The sequence below is a fragment of the Nocardia takedensis NBRC 100417 genome (genome assembly GCF_000308695.1).
GTDB classification, from domain to species: Bacteria; Actinomycetota; Actinomycetes; order Mycobacteriales; family Mycobacteriaceae; genus Nocardia; species Nocardia takedensis.
In genome coordinates this window covers 15117-35468 of the sequence record NZ_BAGG01000049.1, presented here as the reverse complement: position 1 = coordinate 35468, position 20352 = coordinate 15117, and the positions used below count along the sequence as shown (strand labels likewise).

Annotated in this window: 16 protein-coding genes; 4 read left to right on the top strand and 12 right to left on the bottom strand. The window is 69.9% G+C overall.

The window, feature by feature from the left end:
* Positions 1 to 3 precede the first annotated feature (3 nt).
* The 10 genes from ppc to infC all read right to left on the bottom strand — a co-directional run bounded on the left by ppc (position 4) and on the right by infC (position 11388).
* Entirely contained in the window at positions 4 to 2802 is a 2799-nt protein-coding gene (gene ppc / locus ON30_RS10465) for a phosphoenolpyruvate carboxylase (RefSeq protein WP_040706126.1), read from the bottom strand.
* A 168-nt stretch (positions 2803 to 2970) separates the two neighbouring features.
* A complete protein-coding gene (locus tag ON30_RS10460; protein WP_040706151.1) occupies positions 2971 to 3990 on the bottom strand; it encodes a hypothetical protein in 1020 nt (339 codons plus the stop codon).
* A 48-nt stretch (positions 3991 to 4038) separates the two neighbouring features.
* Entirely contained in the window at positions 4039 to 4542 is a 504-nt protein-coding gene (locus ON30_RS40360) for a hypothetical protein (protein ID WP_051029159.1), read from the bottom strand.
* A 45-nt stretch (positions 4543 to 4587) separates the two neighbouring features.
* Positions 4588 to 5367 carry an alpha/beta hydrolase gene (locus ON30_RS10450; RefSeq protein ID WP_245553995.1) on the bottom strand — a complete coding sequence of 260 codons (780 nt, stop codon included), beginning with the start codon at positions 5365 to 5367 and terminating at the stop codon, positions 4588 to 4590.
* 8 nt (positions 5368 to 5375) lie between these two features.
* A complete protein-coding gene (pheT, locus tag ON30_RS10445; RefSeq protein WP_040706124.1) occupies positions 5376 to 7877 on the bottom strand; it encodes a phenylalanine--tRNA ligase subunit beta in 2502 nt (833 codons plus the stop codon).
* Between the two features lie 31 nt (positions 7878 to 7908).
* The gene (pheS, locus tag ON30_RS10440; protein ID WP_040706122.1) at positions 7909 to 8973 is read right to left on the bottom strand and encodes a phenylalanine--tRNA ligase subunit alpha; all 1065 of its coding nucleotides are present in this window, start codon (positions 8971 to 8973) and stop codon (positions 7909 to 7911) included.
* Between the two features lie 181 nt (positions 8974 to 9154).
* Positions 9155 to 9943 carry a TrmH family RNA methyltransferase gene (locus tag ON30_RS10435; protein WP_040706120.1) on the bottom strand — a complete coding sequence of 263 codons (789 nt, stop codon included), beginning with the start codon at positions 9941 to 9943 and terminating at the stop codon, positions 9155 to 9157.
* A gap of 26 nt (positions 9944 to 9969) precedes the next feature.
* Entirely contained in the window at positions 9970 to 10350 is a 381-nt protein-coding gene (gene rplT, locus ON30_RS10430; RefSeq protein ID WP_040706118.1) for a 50S ribosomal protein L20, read from the bottom strand.
* Positions 10351 to 10446: 96 nt separating this feature from the next.
* A complete protein-coding gene (gene rpmI / locus ON30_RS10425; protein ID WP_040706116.1) occupies positions 10447 to 10641 on the bottom strand; it encodes a 50S ribosomal protein L35 in 195 nt (64 codons plus the stop codon).
* Positions 10642 to 10698: 57 nt separating this feature from the next.
* Complete coding sequence (gene infC / locus ON30_RS10420; RefSeq protein ID WP_083911295.1) at positions 10699 to 11388, bottom strand: translation initiation factor IF-3; 690 nt, start codon at positions 11386 to 11388, stop codon at positions 10699 to 10701.
* A 408-nt stretch (positions 11389 to 11796) separates the two neighbouring features.
* On the opposite strand from infC, the gene ON30_RS10415 reads away from it, so the two are divergent.
* Complete coding sequence (locus ON30_RS10415) at positions 11797 to 12138, top strand: DUF1844 domain-containing protein (protein WP_040706113.1); 342 nt, start codon at positions 11797 to 11799, stop codon at positions 12136 to 12138.
* A 48-nt stretch (positions 12139 to 12186) separates the two neighbouring features.
* Positions 12187 to 12900, top strand: coding sequence for an alpha/beta fold hydrolase (locus ON30_RS10410; protein ID WP_040706110.1), 714 nt, complete (start codon positions 12187 to 12189; stop codon positions 12898 to 12900).
* A 529-nt stretch (positions 12901 to 13429) separates the two neighbouring features.
* On the opposite strand, the gene uvrA is transcribed toward ON30_RS10410, so the two are convergent.
* On the bottom strand, positions 13430 to 16552 hold the full coding sequence (uvrA, locus tag ON30_RS10405; RefSeq protein WP_040706108.1) for an excinuclease ABC subunit UvrA: 3123 nt from the start codon (positions 16550 to 16552) through the stop codon (positions 13430 to 13432).
* 427 nt (positions 16553 to 16979) lie between these two features.
* Between uvrA and ON30_RS10400 the strand changes: the two genes are divergently transcribed.
* Positions 16980 to 17630 (top strand): response regulator transcription factor, encoded by a 651-nt coding sequence (locus ON30_RS10400; protein WP_040706106.1) that lies wholly within the window; start codon positions 16980 to 16982, stop codon positions 17628 to 17630.
* A 35-nt stretch (positions 17631 to 17665) separates the two neighbouring features.
* Here ON30_RS10400 and ON30_RS10395 read toward each other — a convergent pair whose 3' ends face one another.
* Positions 17666 to 18451, bottom strand: coding sequence for a sigma 54 modulation/S30EA ribosomal C-terminal domain-containing protein (locus tag ON30_RS10395; protein WP_051029158.1), 786 nt, complete (start codon positions 18449 to 18451; stop codon positions 17666 to 17668).
* Positions 18452 to 18591: 140 nt separating this feature from the next.
* Here ON30_RS10395 and ON30_RS10390 point away from each other — a divergent pair, with 140 nt between their 5' ends.
* Positions 18592 to 20322, top strand: a complete 1731-nt coding sequence (locus ON30_RS10390) for a sensor histidine kinase (protein WP_040706104.1) — start codon at positions 18592 to 18594, stop codon at positions 20320 to 20322.
* Positions 20323 to 20352: the final 30 nt, after the last annotated feature.

Sequence of the window (20352 nt, the reverse complement as noted above, 5' to 3'; positions counted from 1 at the left end):
GCGCTACCCCGAGTTGCGCAACGCGGTCGCCAAACCGTTCATCGTCAACAGGATTCCGCGTTTGACCAGTTCCGAATCGTCGCCCGCGCGCAGCCTGCGCAGCAACTCCACCTGCATCTGGTTCAACGGCTCCAGATACGGGAAGCGGTTGTGGATGGATTCGGCCAGCGACGGGTTGTCGGCGAGCAGGTGATCGTTGCCGGTGATCGCCGCGTGCATCCGGACCGTGCGCTCGTGCTCCTCGCGGATCATCCCGAAGATGGTGTCGCGCAACGTCTCGTTCTCGACGAGGTCGGCGTAGCGGGCGGCGATGTCCAGATCGCTCTTGGCCATCACCTGCGCCAGATTCGACAGCACCGTGCGCAGGAACGGCCAACGCCGGTACAGATCCGACAGCACCGCCAGCCGCTCGGGATCGCCGCCCACCCACTCCTCGAGCGCGGAACCCGTGCCGTACCAACCCGGCAGCATCACCCGCGCCTGACTCCAGGACATCACCCACGGGATCGCGCGCAGATCCCCGACCGACTGGGTGGGTTTACGCGAGGCGGGCCTGCTGCCGATGTTCAGATCGCCGACCTCGGCGACCGGGGTGGACTGCCGGAAGTACTCCACGAACCCCGGGGTCTCGTGGACCAGTCGCGCGTAGGCCGCCCGCGCTCGCGCCGCCAGGTCGTCCATCAGTTCGTAGGCCGGTTCGGCGTCCGGGCCGAGCCCTTCCACGTCCAACAGCGTCGACTCCAGCGTGCCCGCGATCAACGATTCCAGATTGCGGTGCGCCGCACGGGGTTCGGCGTATTTGGCGGCGATGACCTCGCCCTGTTCGGTCAGCCGCAGCGATCCGCGCACCGCGCCCGCGGGCTGGGCGAGGATGGCGTCGTAGCTGCGCCCGCCGCCACGACCGACGGTGCCGCCGCGACCGTGGAACAGCCGCAACCGGATGCCGGTCTTGCGCACCACCTCGACCAGGTCGAGTTCGGCGCGGTAGAGCGCCCAGTTCGCGGCCAGGTATCCGCCGTCCTTGTTGGAGTCGGAGTAGCCGAGCATGACCTCCTGGCGCATCCCGCCCGCGGCCACCAGATCCCGGTACACCGGCACCTCGAGCGCGGCCGACAACGTCGCCGCGCCCGCGGCCAGATCCTCGATGGTCTCGAACAGCGGCACGATGCCCACCGAGGAGACGGGCGGCGCGTCGGCGGCCCCCGCGTCGAGCAGGCCGCCCTCCTTGAGCAGCAGCGCCGCCTCGAGCATGTCGCTGACCGAGGTGCACATGCTGATGATGTAGTTCGGCACCGCCTGCGGACCCAGCGCCGCGACCACGTCGCGGGCGGCGCGGACGATCCCGAGTTCCTTCTCGGCCAGTTCACCCAGGCGCGCGCCCGGCCCCAGCAACGGTCGGCGCGTGCGCAATTCGTTGGCGAGCAGATCGACGCGCTCGGATTCGGACAGGCTCGCGTAGTCGGCGTGCACGCCCGCCCAGGCCAGCAGTTCGGCCACCACCTGCTCGTGCACCTCGGAGTTCTGGCGCATGTCCAGGCTCTGCAAGTGGAACCCGAAGGTTTCCACCGCGTGCCGCAGGGCGGCCAAGTGATCGTCGGCCAGCAGGTCGTCACCGCTGGCCCGCATGGAGGCGTCGATCGCGTCCAGGTCGTCGAGCAGCGCGCGCGGGTCCGGATACGGTGTCGCGGCGTCGATGTCGCCCGCGACGTGCGCGGCCGTCACCACTTCGGCCGGATCGACGCCGACCGCGCTCAGCGCGGTCCGCGCGGTGGCGCACAGGCGCAACCGGATGGCGTGCAGCGCACGGCGGTACGGTTCGTCGGCGTGGGTGCCGTCGTCGGGATAGCCCGCCTCGGCCAGTTCGGCGACCCGGTCGCTGACCCGCACCAACCGCGCCGACTGCGCCAGCGACTTCTCCAGGTTCTCCAACTCGCGCAGGTATCTGCCGAACGCGACGCCCGCGGCCTGGCCTGCCGCCAACCGCACCACCGCCGCGGTGACGTAAGGGTTGCCGTCACGATCGCCGCCGATCCAGGACCCGGGGCGCAGGATCGGGCGTCGCAGCAGATCGACACCGGGCCAGCGTTCGCGCAGCGCGGCGCGCACCTCGGCGTTGATCGCCGGGATGACGTCGAACAGGGTCAGTTCGTAGTAGCGCAGCCCCACCGCGATCTCGTCCTGGATCCGCAGGCGCTGCAACCGGATCAGCGCCGTGCGCCACAGCGCCAGCACCTGCGTGCGGATGCGCTTGTCCAGATCGGCGCGCTCGTGTTCGGAATAGCGCTGCCGCAACCGCATCAGTTCGGTGATACGGGTCTGCACGTCGAAGACGGTGCGCCGCCTGGTCTCGGTCGGGTGCGCGGTGATGACCGGCGACACCAGCGCCTCCGCCAACAGGTCGGCCACCTCGGCGCCGTCGAGGGCCGCCGCGTCGAGTTTGCGGTAGGTGGCCGCCAGCGAGGAGTCCTGCGGCGGTTCCCCCGCCGCCTCGTGGGCCGCGCGCCGCCGGTCGCGCTGGATGTCCTCGGCGAGGTTGGCGAGCAGGACGAAATAACTGAACGCCCGGATCAGCGGCAGCGCCACCGCGATGTCGACACCGGCCACCATCCGCGCGACCGCGCTGCGGCCGACTTCCTCGCGCCGGATGCGGAACGCCTCGATGCGCACCTGCTCGATCAGGTCGAAGACCTCGGGGCCCTCGTGATCGCGAATGGTGTCGCCGAGCACGCCACCGAGGTACCGGATGTCGTCGCGCAGCGGCCGGATGGCGTCCTGGTCGGTCTCGATCCGCGATTCGGTCATCCCTGAACAGTACTGCCGGGTAACCCTCGGCGGGCTCGTGGACGTGCGCAGATCACACTGTCGAACGCGGCCCGGCGGCGGCCGGCGAACTCCCGGCGGCGACGGCTTTCACCACGAACACCCAGGCCGAGCGCGCGACCCGACGGGGCCGGCCACGTTCCGGCGAATTCAGCCCGCGAGGATGGCGAGTACCGCCTCGGAGGTGTAGAACGGCTCGAGGCGCTCGCGGATCAACCGGGCCAGCACGCCCTCACGCTTGGCCCCCTCGATGACGGCCGGGCCGTAGCGCAGGATCTCGGTGACCACGTCGTCGCCGCTGACGCCGAGTTCGGGCAGCATCGCGGCCAAGGTGTAGTCGCCGTACTTGGCGAAGAACACCTCCACGCAGTCGTCGAGCAGCAGTCCGAGGTATTCCTTCTCCCGGGTGGTGACGGCGATCTCGTAGACCATCAGCACCAGTTCGTTGAGGTCCTTGCGGGTCAGGTATTCGCGCAACCCGCTGACCGGTTCGTCGGCGTGCAGATCCCAGAACTCCATCGCCGCCGAATGCACCGGCGCCTCGCGCAGCATCTCCCGGATAGCGTTGTTGGTGCGCTTGAGCGCGAACAGCGCGCCCTTGCCCGCCAGATCCCCGACGAAAGTGCCGTCGGCGGCCTTCTTGGCCCGGTTGGCGGCCTGCTGCCCGATCGACATCAGCGAGGACACGCCCGGAATCTTCTCGGCCCGCTCCCGGTTGGCGGCGACGAAATCGTTGATCAACCGGTCCACGAATTTGGAGGCGACCGTGGCGACCAGCGGACTCTCGGTGAGCCGGTCCAGAATCCGCTCCTGGGCCTGGTGCATGCCGAAGATCTTCTCCAGCAGCGCCTCGACCGGTTCGCGCTCGACCACCTGCCCGAGGGTGTAGTCGTCGTTGGCCGCGATGTGGTCGTAGATCGAATCCGCGAACACCCCCGCCATATCGGCGAAGACCGGACTGCCGCCGATCAGGTCGACCACCGTGCGCACGGTCTGCTTGGCCTGCTCGACCTCGACCACCTCGCGCACCGCCAAGGTCTCGGCGACGGCAAGGACATCGGCGACGTCGCGGCCGATCACCTCGGCGAGACGATCACCGCTCACCTCGGCCAGCAAGTAGTCGACCTGGGCGTCGAGCAGTCGTTCGGCGATCTCGCGGGGCTCGCTCATCGGAAATCCGTCCATCCCTGTGCTCGGCGCGCCGGGACGGACCGAGGGTTATTCGTCCTTGCCGTGCAACGACTCCCGGATCCGGTCCAGACGCTCGCGCGCGGCCTGTTCGCGCGCTCGGAACTGTTCGTCCGCGTCGCGGCCCGCCGGGGTCTGCCGATCGAGTTCGCCCATCCCCTGCGCGGTGCCGAAACGCCGCTCGACCTTATCGCGTACCGAGTCGAACGTCGGCACACCGGACGGGGAATATCCGCCGACCGGCGCGGTGCCGGTGACCGCGGATTCCCCCGTCGGTACCGCCGGTACCGGGAAAACCGTACCGACCTGCCCCGATGCCGCGGCCTCCAGGTCGGAGTGATGTGTCGCCGAGGACGGAGTGTCCCGTTTCACATCCTCGATCAGTTCCGCATCACGCACCCCCGCCAACGCCTCCAGCACGTTGCGCAAGGCCCACAGACCCGAGCGCCCCGCCACCACCGGACGCAGCACCGCCACCAGTTCGGCGTCCGAGAGCGCCGCCAGGCGCGCGGTGATCCCGCTGTCTTCGCTCATACATCCAGGCTACGCAGCGCGGGCGGCCCCTTCAGGACGCGTTCGTCAAGCGGGCAGGACCTGCGTGGTCCACTCCCGCACGACCCGCGTCCAGCGACCGCCGTCGGTGACGATCAGATCGCTGTGCCCCGCCCCCGGGAACACCTCGAGCCGCTTGGGCTCGGCCGCCGCCTCGTACAACCGCTCGGCGTGCCGCAACGGCAGCAGTTCGTCGCGGTCGCCGTGCATGATCAGCACCGGCACCCGCAGATCGCGCACCCGCCGCAGACTCGGATACGCGTCGGGCACCAGGCGCGCGGGCAGATACGGATACACCGAGCGGGCCGCGTCCCGCAGGCCCGTGAACGTCGACATCAGGAACAACCCGGCGGGCGGATACCGGGTGCTCAACTCCACCGCGACCCCGCCACCCAGCGAATTCCCGAAGTACAGCACCCGTTCCGGGTCGACGCCGGGCTGCTCCAACAGGGCCCGCCGGGCCGCGCGGGCATCCAGGGCCGTACCGAATTCGCTCGGCCTGCCCGTGCTGCGCCCGTACCCGCGGTAGTCGAAGGCCAGCACGTCCAGACCCGATTCCACCAGCAGCGCGTACAGCGGCACCCGATCGCCGATCGTGCCGCCGTTGCCGTGCGCGAACAGCACGTGCCCGCGCGCGTTCGGCGCGGGCAGCCACCACCCGTGCACGGTCTGGCCGTCCGCGGTGCGCATCAGCAGATCCGAGTACTCCAGCCCCAGCACCGCCGGGGTCTGGAGGATTCGCCGATCCGGCTGGAAAGTCAGCGCGTTGAGGATCGGACTCGCCGGGTGCCACAGGACCGGACGCATCGCCGCGCTCAGCGCAGGACCGCGCCGACCGCCGCACCCGCCGCCGCCACCGCCGCGTCACGCGCCGCGCTGGCCTCGTCCTCGGTCAGGGTGCGGTCGGGCGCGCGGAAACGCAGCGCGTAGGTCAGCGATTTGCGGCCCGCGCCCGCCTGCTCGCCCTCGTAGACGTCGAACAGCGCGATGTCCTCGAGCAGAGCGCCGCCACCACCGCGCAACGCCGACTCCACCGCCGCCGCGGGCACCGCCTTCTCGACGCTGACCGACACGTCCTGCAGAACCGCCGGGAACGGCGAGACCACCGGCACCGGCCGAACTTCGACCAACGGGAGCGCGTCCAGATCCAGTTCCAGCGCACAGGTGCGCGCGGGCAGACCCGCCCGCTCGAGCACCGCGGGATGCAGTTCGCCCGCGTAACCGACGACCACGCCGTCGACCACGAGTTCGGCGCAGCGGCCAGGATGCCACGGCAGGTGCGCGACCGGACGGCGCTCGATCCGCACCCCCGCCGCGTCGGCGATCACATCCGCCAGCGCGAACGCGTCGGCCGCCTCGGCCTGCCGCCCCGGACCCCACGGCCCGCGCGGGTCACGGCGACCGGTCAGCACCGCGCCGACCCGCACCGGTTGCGCGGGCAGCGAATCCAGCAGTTCGGCGATCTGCTCGTCGGTGGGACGGCGGTCGACCGGCAGCGCCGCGACGGACCTGGTCCCCTCCCCCGGCAGCACGACCTGCGCGATGCCGAACAGCGTCAGATCGCGCGCGCCGCGCGAGAGGTTGCGCGCGGCCACCTCGAGCAGGCCCGGCAGCACGGTGGTGGCCAGTTCGGCCCGCTCCACATCCAGCGGATTCAGTACCCGCGTGGTGGCGCGCCGAGGGTCGTCGGCGTCCAGACCCCACACGTCGAAGACGTCGGCGGGCAGGAAAACCGGGACCAGCACCTCCACGCCGCCCGCGAACGCCAGCGCACGGCTGACGGCGCGACGGCGACGCTGCGTAGCGGTCAGTCCGCGACCGGCCGGGGCGGTGGGCAGCACCGAGGGGATCTGCTCGAGCCCCTCCAACCGCAGCACCTCCTCCACCAGATCGGCGGGCTGCGCGAGATCGGGCCGCCAACTCGGCGGGGTGACCACCAGCTGACCGTGCCCGGTCTCCTCGTTCACCGCCACCTCGACGGCGCAGCCGATCTGGGCCAGCCGCCGCGCCGAGGTGCCGTTCGGGTAGGTGACGCCCGCGACCCGGTCGGCCAGATCCAGGTCGATGCGGATCGGCTCGGTCGCGGGCACACTCGCGCGCACGTCGGTCAGCACGGATTCGACCGTGCCGCCCGCGATCTCGGCCAACAGGTGCGCGGCCCGGTCCAAGGCGGCGACGTTGATCTCCGGATCGACGACCCGCTCGTAGCGCTTGCCCGCCTCCGAGACCAACTTGTGCCTGCGCGCCGTCCGGTAGATCAGCAGCGGATTCCAGGTCGCCGCCTCCAACACCACATCGGTGGTGTCGGGACCGACCTCGGTGCTCGCGCCGCCCATGACGCCCGCCAGCGAGATCACGCCGGAATCGTCGGCGATGACCACGTCCTCCGCGTCCAGCACCCGCTCGACGTCGTCCAGGGTGCGCAGCGTCTCCCCCTTGTTGGCGGTGCGCACCACCAGCCCGCCCGACAGCGACGCCGCGTCGAAGGCGTGCAGCGGCTGACCGAGTTCGAGCATGACGTAGTTGGTGACGTCCACCGCGGGCGAGATCGGCCGCACCCCCGACAGCAACAGCCTGCGCTGCAACCACCACGGGCTGACCGCCGCCGGATCGATGCCGGTGACCCGCCGCGCCGCGAAACGCGTGCACCGCGAGTCGGCCTCGACGGTGACCGGCCAGGCGAGTTCCGCGGCATCCGGCAGCAGACGCACCGCCGGATCGGCGTACTCCAGGTCGAAACCGCAGGCCAGCTCACGGGCCAGACCGCGCACCGAGAAGCAGTAGCCGCGATCGGGGGTGATGTTCAGCTCGATGACCGTGTCGTCCAGGCCGAGCAGATCGTTGGCGTCGGTCCCCGGCTCGGCCGTCCCCGGCTCCAACACCAGGATGCCGCTGTGGTCCTTGCCGATGCCGAGTTCGGCGACCGAGCAGATCATGCCGTGGGACACGTGCCCGTAGGTCTTGCGCGAGGAGATGGCGAAACCGCCCGGCAGCACACCGCCGGGCAGTACCACCACCACCAGATCGCCGACCGCGAAATTGCTCGCGCCGCAGACGATCTCCTGCAATTCCGGATTGCCCACGTCGACCTTGCAGAAGCGGATCGGCTTCTTGAACTCGGTCAGCTCGGTGATCTCGGCGACCCGACCCACCACCAGCGGCTTGTCGATGTCGCCGGTCACCCGCTCGAGCCGGTCGACCTCCTCGACCTCGAGGCCGACGCGGACGAATCCGGCGTCCAGCTCCTCGACGCTCACCGACCACTCGGGATCGGTGCGCCGGATGATGTCGGTCAGCCAGGACTGCGCTACTCGCACGTCAGTGTTCGCTCTCTCGATCGGAGGGGAATCAGGACCGGATACCGAAGGGCAGCGTGAACCGCACGTCGCCCTCGACGATGTCGCGCATGTCCGGAATGCCGTTGCGGAACTGCAAGGTCCGCTCCAATCCCATCCCGAACGCGAACCCGCTGTACACCTCGGGATCGATCCCGCTGGCGATCAGCACCTTCGGGTTCACCATGCCGCAGCCGCCCCACTCGACCCAGCCCGCGCCGCCCTTCTTGTCCGGGAACCACACATCGACCTCGGCCGACGGTTCGGTGAAGGGGAAGTAGTTGGGGCGCATCCTGGTTCGCGTCTCGGGGCCGAACAGCGCGCGGGCGAACGCGTCCAGCGTGCCGCGCAGGTGCGCCATCGTCAGCCCCTTGTCCACGGCCAGACCCTCGACCTGCGAGAACACCGGGGTGTGCGTGGCGTCGAGTTCGTCGGTGCGGAAGGTCCGGCCCGGGCACACCACGTAGATCGGCAGGTCGCGCTCGAGCATCGACCGCACCTGCACCGGCGAGGTGTGGGTGCGCAACACCTGACGCGACCCCTCCGGCGCGATGTGGAAGGTGTCCTGCATGGTGCGCGCCGGATGGTCGGGCAGGAAGTTCAGCGCGTCGAAGTTGAAGTGCTCGGTCTCCACCTCGGGACCTTCGGCCACCTCCCAGCCCATCGCGACGAACACGTCCGCCACCTGCTCGGAGATCACCGTGATGGGATGACGCGCGCCCACCGGATGCCGGTTCGCGGGCAGGGTGACATCGATCGCCTCGGCGACCAGCACCGCCGCGTCGCGCTCGGCCAGCAGCACCGCGCGCCGGGACTCGAACGCCTCCGACACCCGCGCCCTGGCCACGTTGACCCGCTTGCCCGCGTCGGCCTTCTCCGACTTCGGGATCGACCCGAGCGCGCGCTGGGCCAGCGCCAGCGCGGCCTTGCCGCCCAGATGTTCGGTCTTGGCCAGCGCCAGCGCGTCCAGATCGGCCGCGGCGGCGAAAGCCTTCTCGGCCGCCGCCGCGGCGGCGGCCAGCGACTCCTCGGTCAGCGTCGCGTTCTGTTCGGAGGCGTCATTCGTGTCGTCGGCCACGATCGTTCGTCTCTCCCCTTGGGGTCGGTTCACACGGGCGGGGCGGACTGCCCTGCCACATTGCTGCTGGTGGAATCCTATGGGATGCCGTATGGCGGCTTCACCTGGATTACCGCCACCCCCACCCGGCGACCGCGCGAGGAACCGGTGGGCATCGCCATCGGCCCAGGCAGCGCGCCGATCACACCGCGCGCGAGGACGCGTACAGGCAGATGGCGGCCGCCGCCGCGAGGTTCAAGCTCTCCGCGCGTCCCCGGATCGCGATCCGCACCCGATGATCGGCCCGCGCCGCCACGGCCGGAGCGAGTCCGTGCGCCTCGTTGCCGAACAGCCACGCCACCGGACCCGCCAGGATCTCCCCCGCGTCGTCCAGGTCGACCTCGCCGTCGGCCGCCGTCGCCACCAGGGTGATCCCCGCGCCGCTCAGCGCGTCCAGCGTCGCGCCGACCTCGCGTCCCCGGGCGATCGGCACGTGGAACAGGCTGCCCGCGGCGGCGCGCACGCATTTGCCGTTGTGCGGGTCGACCGTGTCGCCCGCCAGCACCACGCCGTCGGCGCCCACCGCGTCCGCGACCCGCGTCAGCGTGCCCGCGTTCCCGGGTTCGGCGATCTCGACCGGCACGGCCAGCAACCGGGGCCGCCGGTCGAGGATCTCGGCGAGCGGGACGTCGAGCAGATCGCACACCGCGACCAGGCCCGGCGCGGTCACCGTCTCGCCGAGACGCTGCGCCGCGCGCTCGGTCACCAACGTCACCCGCACACCCGACGCCGCCGCGCCCGCGACGAGATCGTGCTCGCGGCCCGCGGCCCGTTCGGAATAGAACAGCTCGCGCACCCGCCCCGTCTCCAGCGCGGCGGCCACCGAATTGGCGCCCTCGGCCAGGAACTGTCCGGCCTTGCGCCGGTGCGCGGACCGCTGGAGCTTGACAGCGGAAACGACCCGTGGATTGCGCTCGGACAGCGCGTCCACGGGTCGTTCCGGAGAAAGTGCCAAACTCAGGCGGCCGGCGCGTTGACGTCGGCGGGCAGCGCTGCCTTGGCCACCGCGACCAGGCCGGCGAACGCCTCGGCGTCGGACACGGCCAGCTCGGCCAGGATCTTGCGGTCCACCTCGACGCCCGCGGCCTTCAGGCCCTGGATGAAGCGGTTGTAGGTGATGTCGTTGATCCGCGCCGCGGCGTTGATGCGCGCGATCCACAGCTTGCGGAAATCACCCTTGCGCGCGCGGCGGTCGCGGTAGGCGTAGGTGAGCGAGTGCAGCTGCTGTTCCTTGGCCTTGCGGTACAGCCGCGAGCGCTGGCCCCGGTAGCCCTTGGAGGCCTCGAGGATGGAACGGCGCTTCTTCTGAGCGTTGACGGCCCTCTTGACGCGTGCCACTGGTCAGTCCTGTTCGAAGTCAGGGGCGCGGTCCTCGCGCCCGAATACGGTCGGGGTGGCGCCGGATGGTCTCCGGTCGCGAACACTGCCCGGGTGTCAGATACCCAGCAGCTTCTTCACGCGACGGACGTCGGCAGCCGCGACGACCTCCGTGCCGTCCAGACGACGAGTCCGGCGGGTGGGCTTGTGCTCGAACAGGTGGCGACGATTCGCCTGCTGACGCAGCAGCTTGCCTTTGCCGGACACCTTGAATCGCTTCGAGGCGCCGCTGTGACTCTTCATCTTCGGCATGGATTCCTCTATCTGTCTCGTGCCGGTGGTTCTCCCGAACCACCGGTTCTGTCGGTGTTACTGCGGATCGGCCTGCGCGGCCTGTTCCGCGGCGGGTGCGGCCGGTGCGGCGGCGGTCGGCGCGGGGGCGGACTGCTGCGGTCGCGGAGCGGGAGCCGAGGACTCCTGCTGGGCCTTCACTCGCGTCTTCGCACCCTTGTGGGGCGCGAGGACCATGGTCATGTTGCGACCGTCCTGCTTGGCAGAGGTCTCGACGAAACCGAGTTCGGCGACGTCGGAGGCGAGGCGCTGCAACAACCGGAAGCCCAGTTCCGGACGCGACTGCTCGCGTCCGCGGAACATGATCGTCACCTTGACCTTGGACCCGGCCTCGAGGAAGCGAACGACGTTGCGCTTCTTGGTCTCGTAGTCGTGGTCGTCGATCTTGGGGCGGAGCTTCTGCTCCTTGATGACGGTCTGCACCTGGTTCTTGCGAGATTCGCGCGCTTTCTGCGCGGTCTCGTACTTGAACTTGCCGTAGTCCATGATCTTGCAGACCGGCGGACGGGCATCCGGGGCCACCTCGACCAGGTCGAGGTCGGCTTCGAGGGCGACGCGTAACGCATCTTCAACACGCACGATCCCAACCTGCTCGCCGCCAGGCCCGATGAGTCGGACCTCGGGAACACGGATGCGATCGTTGATGCGGGTCTCAGTGCTGATGGGGCCTCCTAGGTCAAGCGGTGTCGTCGGACGACCGCAGGCAATAACTGCAACCCCTTGTTCAACACGAAGGCCCCGGGATGGTATTTCGCCATCACGGGGCCCGAGTCGACCGGTCACCGGCGCACGGGTACGCCGATTCCGCGCGAAACAAGCATTCCGCACGAGAAACCCGCTCGAAATCGGGCGGGTGACCGGACCGTATGACCGGTACGATTTCTCGTCGGCAACGGTGGGAGTCGGGCTCCACTTATCAGCCCCGGGTGATGTGTCGGCACGAAGCAGTACACGTCCGGGGCGGTCGTCGGGAACAAGTCTAACATTGCCGAACGCTATCGCCGAATCGCGTGGTCACCCGCCCGGAGGCCGACGACACGCCGAGCGGAGGAAACGCCGGTGCCGGCCCCGTCCCGGCGCGTTCGGCCCCGCCGGGCATGGCCTAGCCTTTCGGACATGACTGAACAGCCGGACGCCACCGTGCGCGAGCTCGCCGACATCCCCGCGGTGGAGGTGATCAGCCGCGCGGCCGTCATGCTGATGAGTTCGGCGGCCGAGAAGTTGGGTCTGGCCGAGGTCGAACCCGGCGCGAGCCCGCGTCTGGACCTGGACGAGGCGCGCCGGGTCATCACCGCGCTGGCCGGACTGGTCACCGCCTCGGTGGAGTACCTGGGGCCGCACGCGGGCCCGATCCGGGAAGGGCTGCAATCGTTGCAGCGCGCTTTCCGCGAGGCGTCGGCGCATCCGGACGCGCCGGGGCAGGGGCCGGGCGAGAAGTACACCGGCCCCGTCCACTGACTCCGCACGCGCGCCGAATCTGTCGGTGCCGTAGGGCAGGGTGAGGGCATGGCGACTCGCATTCTGCTGATACCCGGATTCTGGCTCGGCGCGTGGGCTTGGGACGAGGTGGCCGGAACCCTGCGCGGGTACGGCCACGACGTGCGGGCCCTCACGCTGCCCGGCCTGGACCCCGACGACACCGACCGGCTCACGGCCACCCTCGACGATCAGGCCGAGGCGATCCTGGCGGCCATCGGCCCCGACGACGACGCGGTGCTGGTGGCCCACTCCGGCGGCGCGGTCCCCGCCTACCTGGCCACCGACCGCGCACCGGGCCGCATCCGGCACGCCATCTACGTCGACAGCGCACCGATCCCCGACGGCATCGCGCTGCGCGAGGATCTCGGCGCGGACCGCGAGGTGGTCCTGCCGTCGTGGGCCGAACTGGAGGCGGAAGGCAACAGCCTCGCCGGACTGGACGAGGCGGCGCTGGCGAAGTTCCGGGAGCGTGCGGTGTCCCAGCCCGCGAGCATCGCGGGAGCGCCACTGGCGCTGAGCGAGTCGACCGCGCGACTGGAGGTGCCGACGACGGTGGTGTGCACGAGTATCACCGCGGAGTTGGTGGGCCAGTTGGGCGCGAGCGGTGAGGCGCCGATCTTCGCGGAGGTGCCGCGGGTGGGCGCGGATCTGGTGGATCTGCCGACGGGGCACTGGCCGATGTGGTCGGAGCCCGCGGCGTTGGCCGAGTTGATCCACGGGGTGGTCGAGAAGTCGGCCTGAACGCGACGGCGGGGCCGGCCGCGCGCCGACCCCGCCCCACGGGTCACTGTCCGGGGGTCACCGAGATGGATGAGCCGCTGCTGATCATGTTGGCCAGGGCCGTGAAGAGGGCAGTGAAACCCGCGCTTCCGGTGTCCATGTGGTGCTTCCTTTCGAGAGCGCGCTCAGGCGCCGGGGGTGTAGTTGATGGACGAGCCGGTGCCGAGGAACTGCAGGATCGTGGCGACCAGCGCGCCGATGTCGACGCCTTCCATGGGACTTCCTTTCTCACACCGGTATCCCGGTTCACACAAGGCCGCTGCCCGATCGCTACCGGACAGGTAGGGCGATCTTACACACGCCTATTTCACTTTTGTCCCGGTTTTCGGCGCACTCACAGTCCTGCCCACGTCACCCCTGTGGAATAGACAGCCCGCGACCCTGTCACCCGACAGCGTGGCGCGCTCCGCGGCGCACGCGTCGCGGACGAACGCCGAAGCGGCCGCCCCGGGAACCGTGGTTCACCGGGACGACCGCTCCCGCGCACGGATCAGCGCAGCGCCGCCGCCTTGCGGGCGAGCCTGCGCGCGGCCGCGGGTTCGGCGGCCTTCTTCGCCGCGGCCGTCTTCTTGGCCGCCGGTTTCTCGGCCGCCGCTTTCTTCGCGGCGGTCTTCTTGGCGGGCGCGCTCTTCGCCGGCGCTTTCTTCGCGGCGTCGGCGGCCTTGGCGGGGGCCTTCTTCGCCGGAACCGCGGCCCGCGCGGACTTCTCGGCGCGGGCGGCGCGACGGGCGGCCGCGGAGGTGGGCTCGGTGGCGGGCGGGGCCGCCAGCACCTCCTTCAGGAACTGCCCGGTGTAGCTGTCGGCGACCTCGGCGATCTCCTCCGGAGCGCCCTCGGCGACGACCGTGCCGCCGCCGGAACCGCCCTCGGGACCCATGTCGATCACCCAGTCCGAGGTCTTGATGACATCGAGATTGTGCTCGATGACGATCACCGAATTGCCCTTGTCGACAAGACCGTTGATGACGCCGAGCAGTTTGCGGATGTCCTCGAAGTGCAGACCGGTGGTCGGCTCGTCCAGGATGTAGACGGTGCGCCCGGTCGAGCGCTTCTGGAGTTCGGCCGCCAACTTGACGCGCTGGGCCTCACCGCCGGACAGCGTCGGCGCGCTCTGCCCGAGTCGCACGTACCCGAGGCCGACGTCGACCAGCGTCTTGAGGTAGCGGTGGATCGAGGTGACCGGTTCGAAGAACTCGGCGGCCTCCTCGATGGGCATGTCCAGCACCTCGGCGATGGTCTTGCCCTTGTAGTGCACCTCCAAGGTCTCCCGGTTGTAGCGCGCGCCGTGGCACACCTCGCACGGGACGTACACGTCGGGCAGGAAGTTCATCTCGATCTTGAGCGTGCCGTCGCCCGAACACGCCTCGCAGCGACCGCCCTTGACGTTGAAGGAGAACCGGCCCGGCTGGTAGCCGCGCACCTTGGCCTCGGTGGTGGCCGCGAACAGGGTGCGGATCTTGTCGAACACGCCGGTGTAGGTCGCCGGGTTCGAGCGCGGGGTGCGGCCGATCGGCGACTGGTCGACCTGGACCAGCTTGTCCAGGTGGTCGAGTCCGTTGACCCGGGTGTGCCTGCCCGGCACCTGTCGCGCGCCGTTGAGCTTGTTCGCCAGGACGGTGGCCAGGATGTCGTTGACCAGCGTGGACTTGCCCGAACCCGAGACGCCCGTGACGGCGGTGAGCACGCCCAGCGGGAAGGCGACGTCGATGTTCTTCAGGTTGTGCTCGGTGGCGCCGACGACGGTGAGCCTGCGCTTGCGGTCGATCGGCCTGCGCACCATCGGCACCTCGATCCGCTCGCGGCCGGACAGGTAGGCCCCGGTGAGCGAATGCGGATCGGTGAGCAGTTCTTCGTACGGTCCGCTGTGCACGACCTTGCCGCCGTGCTCGCCGGCGAGCGGGCCGATGTCCACGACCCAGTCCGAGGCGCGGATGGTGTCCTCGTCGTGTTCGACCACGATCAGCGTGTTGCCGAGATTGCGCAACCTGGTCAGGGTGTCGATGAGCCTGCGGTTGTCGCGCTGGTGCAGGCCGATGGACGGTTCGTCGAGCACGTAGAGCACGCCGACCAGACCGGAACCGATCTGGGTGGCCAACCGGATGCGCTGGGCCTCGCCGCCGGACAGCGTCGCCGCCGCGCGCGAGAGCGACAGGTATTGCAGCCCCACGTCGAGCAGGAAGCCCAGCCGCGCCTGCACCTCCTTGAGCACCTGGCCCGCGATCGCGGCCTCGCGCTCCCCCAGCGTCAACGCGTTGAGGAAGGCCGAGCAGTCCGCGATGGACAGTTCGCTGACCTCGGCGATGGATTTGCGCTCCCCGGCCGCGGCGATGGTGACCGCGAGGATTTCCGGGCGCAGGCGCGCGCCGTGGCAGACCGGGCACGGCACGTCGCGCATGTACCCGTCGTAGTGCTCCTTCATCTGCTCGGACTCGGTGTTGTCCATGCGCCGTTGCAGGAACGGCATCACGCCTTCGAAATCGGCGTAGTAGGAGCGCTTGCGGCCGTAGCGGTTGGTGTAGGAGACGTGCACCTGGTCGGAACTGCCCTCGAGCACGGCCTTGCGGGCGCGCGGCGGCAGATCCTTCCACGCCGTCTTCATGGAGAAGCCGACCGCTTCGGCGAGCCCGGACAGCAACCGCGTGAAGTATTCGGCGGTCTGCCCGCGCGACCACGGCGCGATCGCGCCGTCGGCCAGGCTCAGTTCCGGGTCGGGCACCACCAGGTCCGGGTCGACCTCCTTGCGGATGCCAAGACCGGTGCAGTCGGGGCAGGCGCCGTAGGGCGAGTTGAAGGAGAACGAGCGGGGCTCGAGATCCTCGATGTCGAGCGGGTGACCGTTCGGGCAGGCCAACCGTTCGGAGAAGCGGCGCTCGCGGTCGTGGGCGTTCTCCTCGCGATCCACGAAATCCAGCACGACGATGCCGTCGGCCAGGCGCAGCGCCGTCTCGATCGAATCGGTGAGCCGCTGCTTGGACTGGGGTTTGACGGCGAGCCGGTCCACGACCACCTCGACGTCGTGCTTCTCCTGCTTCTTCAGCTTCGGCGGATCGGTGAGCGGGTAGACGACCCCGTCGACCCGCACACGGGAGTAGCCCTGGGAGTTGAGCTGGTCGAACAGGTCGACGAATTCGCCCTTGCGGGTGCGCACCACCGGCGCCAGCACCTGGAACCGGACGCCCTCCTGCATGGCGAGCACCTGGTCGACGATCTGCTGCGGAGTCTGCTTGGCGATGAGTTCGCCGCAGACCGGGCAGTGCGGGGTGCCCGCGCGCGCGTAGAGCAGACGCAGGTAGTCGTAGACCTCGGTGATGGTGCCGACGGTGGAACGCGGGTTGCGGTTGGTCGATTTCTGATCGATGGAGACCGCGGGCGAGAGCCCCTCGATGAAGTCGACATCGGGTTTGTCCATCTGCCCGAGGAACTGCCTGGCGTAGGCCGACAGCGATTCCACGTACCGACGCTGGCCCTCGGCGAAGATGGTGTCGAAGGCGAGGCTGGATTTGCCGGAGCCGGACAGACCGGTGAACACGATGAGACTGTCGCGGGGCAGATCCAGGTCGACTCCCTTCAGATTGTGCTCCCGAGCTCCGCGCACGGTGAGGCGTTCGGCCACCAGGTGAGTCCCTTCTCATTCGTCTCGATGTTCGATCCACGCGACGTTCGCTCGAGCGCGCGCCCGCCCGGACCTGCCGCCGACCTGCGCGGCAGTCCCCGGGCGTACCCCCGCCGACATGCTAGGCGCGACCACCGACAAGTTCCGTGGGTCGGCGTTACCCCGCTCCCGCGCCCGCGAACCGTCCCCGTCGGGTTTCGCGCGGGCCGCGCTCGCGCGTCGGCGGCCCGGCGGATCGGACACGGCGGGTCACGCGCGCTTTCCAGACTATCCCCGCTGTTCGCGCGCGGCCGGGTGATGCTCGCCTCCAGCAACGATTTCGCGACACCGGGCCCGCCGCCGGCGCTACGGTGATACGGGGCAGAACCGTAGGGGGCGCTCGCGAGGGCGGGACGTGCCGGGGGTTCGAAATCGCTGGGAGGCGAGCGTGATCAAGGTGTTCCTGGTCGACGACCACGAGATCGTGCGGCGTGGCCTGATCGATCTGATCGACAGTGATCCCGAACTCAGCGTGATCGGCGAAGCGGGCGATGTGGCCCACGCGATGACCGGTATCGCCGCGGCCCGACCCGACGTCGCGGTGCTCGACGTGCGCCTACCCGACGGCAACGGCATCGAACTGTGCCGCGATCTGCTCGCGGGGACCGAGGGCCTGCGCTGTCTGATCCTGACCTCCTACACCGACGAGCACGCCATGCTCGACGCGATCCTGGCGGGCGCGAGCGGCTATGTGGTGAAGAACATCAAGGGCATGGAACTCGCGGAGGCGATCAAGGCGATCGGCTCGGGGCGCTCACTGCTGGACAACCGGGCCGCGGCGGCGCTCAAGGCGCGACTGCGCGGCGGCGTCGACGAGGGCGGCCCGCTGGCGGGGCTGACCGATCAGGAGCGGCGACTGCTCGCCCTGCTCGGCGAAGGTCTGACCAATCGCCAGATCGCGGCGCGGATGTTCCTGGCGGAGAAGACGGTCAAGAACTACGTCTCCCGACTGCTGGCCAAACTCGGGATGGAGCGGCGCACCCAGGCGGCGGTGCTGGCCTCACGACTCGAGGATCCGGGATCGGCGCGGCAGTCGTGACCGGCGCGGCGGGCGGGACCGGCGGCGCCGAAGGTTCAGGCGGGAACGACGACGGTGAGATCGCCGTCGTAGCGACGGTAGAGCAGGGTGCCGCGTCCGGTGCGCTCGTCGGTGAAGAACAGGAACGGCAGGCCCGCGCGGCACAGCCAGGTGGCCGCCTCGGCCTCGGTGAGCGTGGGCGTCGGGTCCGGGCGCACGCTGACCGGCAGCGCGCTCGCGGTCAGCGGCCGTTCCGCCGGGGCGGCGGGCGCGAAACTCGCGCGCTGGCGAGCCAGCACCACACCGACCGGGTCGGCCCAGCAGACCAGCGCGTCCTCACCGGATTCGGCGTCGGTGAACAGGTAGGAGTCGTAGTCCATCGCGTCCATCACCGAGGTGGCCTCCTCGGGGGTTCCGGTCAGCAGCGCGCATTCCTTGCGGCGGGTGATCGGGCGCGGGTCGGTGATCCGGGCCAGCGGCGGCCGGGCCGGATCGGGCCAGCAGCGGGATTCGTTGGAGGCCAGTCGGGTGATCTGGCGGTCGAGTCGTTCCACCGCGAAGGTGACGGCGAAGCCGCGCGGGCCGGTGACCTGGACCCGGGTGGGCACGTCGTGCATCCGGATGTTGGCCTGCACGACGGTGGGCTGGTCGTGGTCCTCCGGGGCGGTGACCCGTACCCTGGCGGGGACGTCGAGGTGGTGACGGCGCAGCACCCGTCCGATGGCGCGCACGGCTCTGGTGACGTCGGCGGGCGGCACGGCGCCGCGGGTGGTGACGGCGAGATCGGGATCGGAGGCAGTGGTCCACTGCTCCGAAAGGTACAACGGCTGCGACGAATTCATAGGACACCTCTGCTCTCTAATCCTCCGATCCGACCATCCCACCGTTCCCGCGCCGCCGCGTACAGGGCCGAAAGTCCCCGATCCGGGAATCGGACCCGGGTCGCGGCGGTCACTTCTTGTCCGCGGGACGGGGTTCGGCGATGACCGAGGACGACGCCGGTGAGGTGTACTCGGTCCGGGACACGCTCTCGCAGTTGCGACTTCGCGAATTGCTCAGCGAGGTCAAGGAACGCGTCGAACTCATCATCGACTCGCGCGACCGGATGGACGGTCTGGTCGAGGCGATGCTCACCGTCACTTCGGGACTCGACCTCGACGACACCCTGCGCACCATCGTGCGCACCGCGACCAGCCTGGTCGACGCGCGCTACGGCGCGCTCGCGGTGCTCGGCCACGACCACCAGGTCACCCAGTTCATCGACGAGGGCATGGACGAGATCACCCGCGAGCGGATCGGCCGACTGCCCGCGGGCCACGGGGTTCTCGGCGCGGTGTTCACCCGGCCGCGACCGCTGCGCCTGGATGACCTGACCCAGCACCCGGATTCGGTCGGCCTGCCCGAGGGGCACCCGCCGATGCGCACCTTTCTCGGTGTGCCGGTACGCATTCGCAACGAGATCTTCGGCAGTCTCTACCTGACGGAGAAGGCGGGCGGGCAGCCCTTCACCGAGGACGACGACGTGCTGGTGCAGGCGCTGGCCGCCGCCGCGGGCATCGCGGTGGACAACGCGCGCCTCTACGAATCCGCGCGCACCCGGCAGGCGTGGATCGAGGCCACCCGCGACATCGCGACCGAATTCCTCAAGGGCACCGAACCGGATCAGGTGTTGGCCCAAGTGGTCGACCACGCGCGCACCCTCACCGGATCACACCGGTCGTTCCTGGCGGGCGCGGCGAGCAAGGACGACGAGGAGTTGATCGTGACCCGCTGGGCCGGGCCGGGCGCGGAGCACGCCGGCCTGCCCGCGCTCACCGAGAACACCGCGCTGGGCGAGGCGTTCGCGCGCCGCACTCCCCTGCGCTTCGATGACGCCGCTGCGATCGACCTGGGCGTGGTGATCCCCGATGTCGGTCCGGCGCTGATCCTTCCGCTGTGCACCCCCGATTCCACCCTCGGCGTGCTGGTCACCGTGCGCCCCGCCGGATCGGCGCCGTACTCCGACGAATTGGTCGAACTCACCGCGGCGTTCACCGATCAGGCCGCGCTGGCCATGCAGTTGGCGGGCACCCAGCGCCGGGTCCGCGAACTCGACATCATCGCCGACCGCGACCGCATCGCCCGCGACCTGCACGATCACGTCATCCAGCGACTGTTCGCGATCGGGCTCACTTTGCAGGGCGCGGTCCCCAAGGCGGTGGTTCCCGAAGTGCGCCAACGACTCTCGACTGTGGTCAACGAGCTGCAGGAGGTCGTCCAGGAGATCCGCACCTCGATCTTCGACCTGCACGGCGGCGACGGCGGGACCACACTGCAACACCGCCTGGAACAGGTGCTGCGCCGCCAGACCGCCGATACGCCGGTCCGGGCGAGTATGCAGGTGACCGGTCCGCTGTCGGTGATCGAGGCGGAACTGGCCGATCACGCCGAGGCCGTGGTGCGCGAGGCGGTCAGCAACGCGGTCCGGCATTCGGGCGCCGAGACGGTCGCGGTGGAGATCAGCGTGGACGACGATCTGACCATCGTGGTGACCGACAACGGCTGGGGCATCCCGAATCACGTGGTCCGCAGCGGATTGCGCAATCTACAACAGCGCGCCGAGAAGGCCGACGGCGATTTCGTGGTCGGTCCGGCGGGCCGTCCCGAGGACGCCGACCGGGAGGGGATGCCCGGCACGCGCCTGTGCTGGTCGGTGCCGCTGCCTCCGGAATGACCGTCGCCGCCCGCACGACCTTCCTCTCCC

Excerpts from the sequence above, each read along its gene's own strand:
- rpmI (WP_040706116.1), bottom strand. The coding sequence starts at position 10,641 with ATGCCGAAGATGAAGAGTCACAGCGGCGCCTCGAAGCGATTCAAGGTG.
- ON30_RS10450 (WP_245553995.1), bottom strand. The coding sequence starts at position 5,367 with ATGCGTCCGGTCCTGTGGCACCCGGCGAGTCCGATCCTCAACGCGCTG.
- ON30_RS10390 (WP_040706104.1), top strand. The coding sequence starts at position 18,592 with ATGACCGAGGACGACGCCGGTGAGGTGTACTCGGTCCGGGACACGCTC.
- ON30_RS10395 (WP_051029158.1), bottom strand. The coding sequence starts at position 18,451 with ATGAATTCGTCGCAGCCGTTGTACCTTTCGGAGCAGTGGACCACTGCC.
- ON30_RS40360 (WP_051029159.1), bottom strand. The coding sequence starts at position 4,542 with ATGAGCGAAGACAGCGGGATCACCGCGCGCCTGGCGGCGCTCTCGGAC.
- ON30_RS10415 (WP_040706113.1), top strand. The coding sequence starts at position 11,797 with ATGACTGAACAGCCGGACGCCACCGTGCGCGAGCTCGCCGACATCCCC.
- ppc (WP_040706126.1), bottom strand. The coding sequence starts at position 2,802 with ATGACCGAATCGCGGATCGAGACCGACCAGGACGCCATCCGGCCGCTG.
- ON30_RS10410 (WP_040706110.1), top strand. The coding sequence starts at position 12,187 with ATGGCGACTCGCATTCTGCTGATACCCGGATTCTGGCTCGGCGCGTGG.
- ON30_RS10460 (WP_040706151.1), bottom strand. The coding sequence starts at position 3,990 with ATGAGCGAGCCCCGCGAGATCGCCGAACGACTGCTCGACGCCCAGGTC.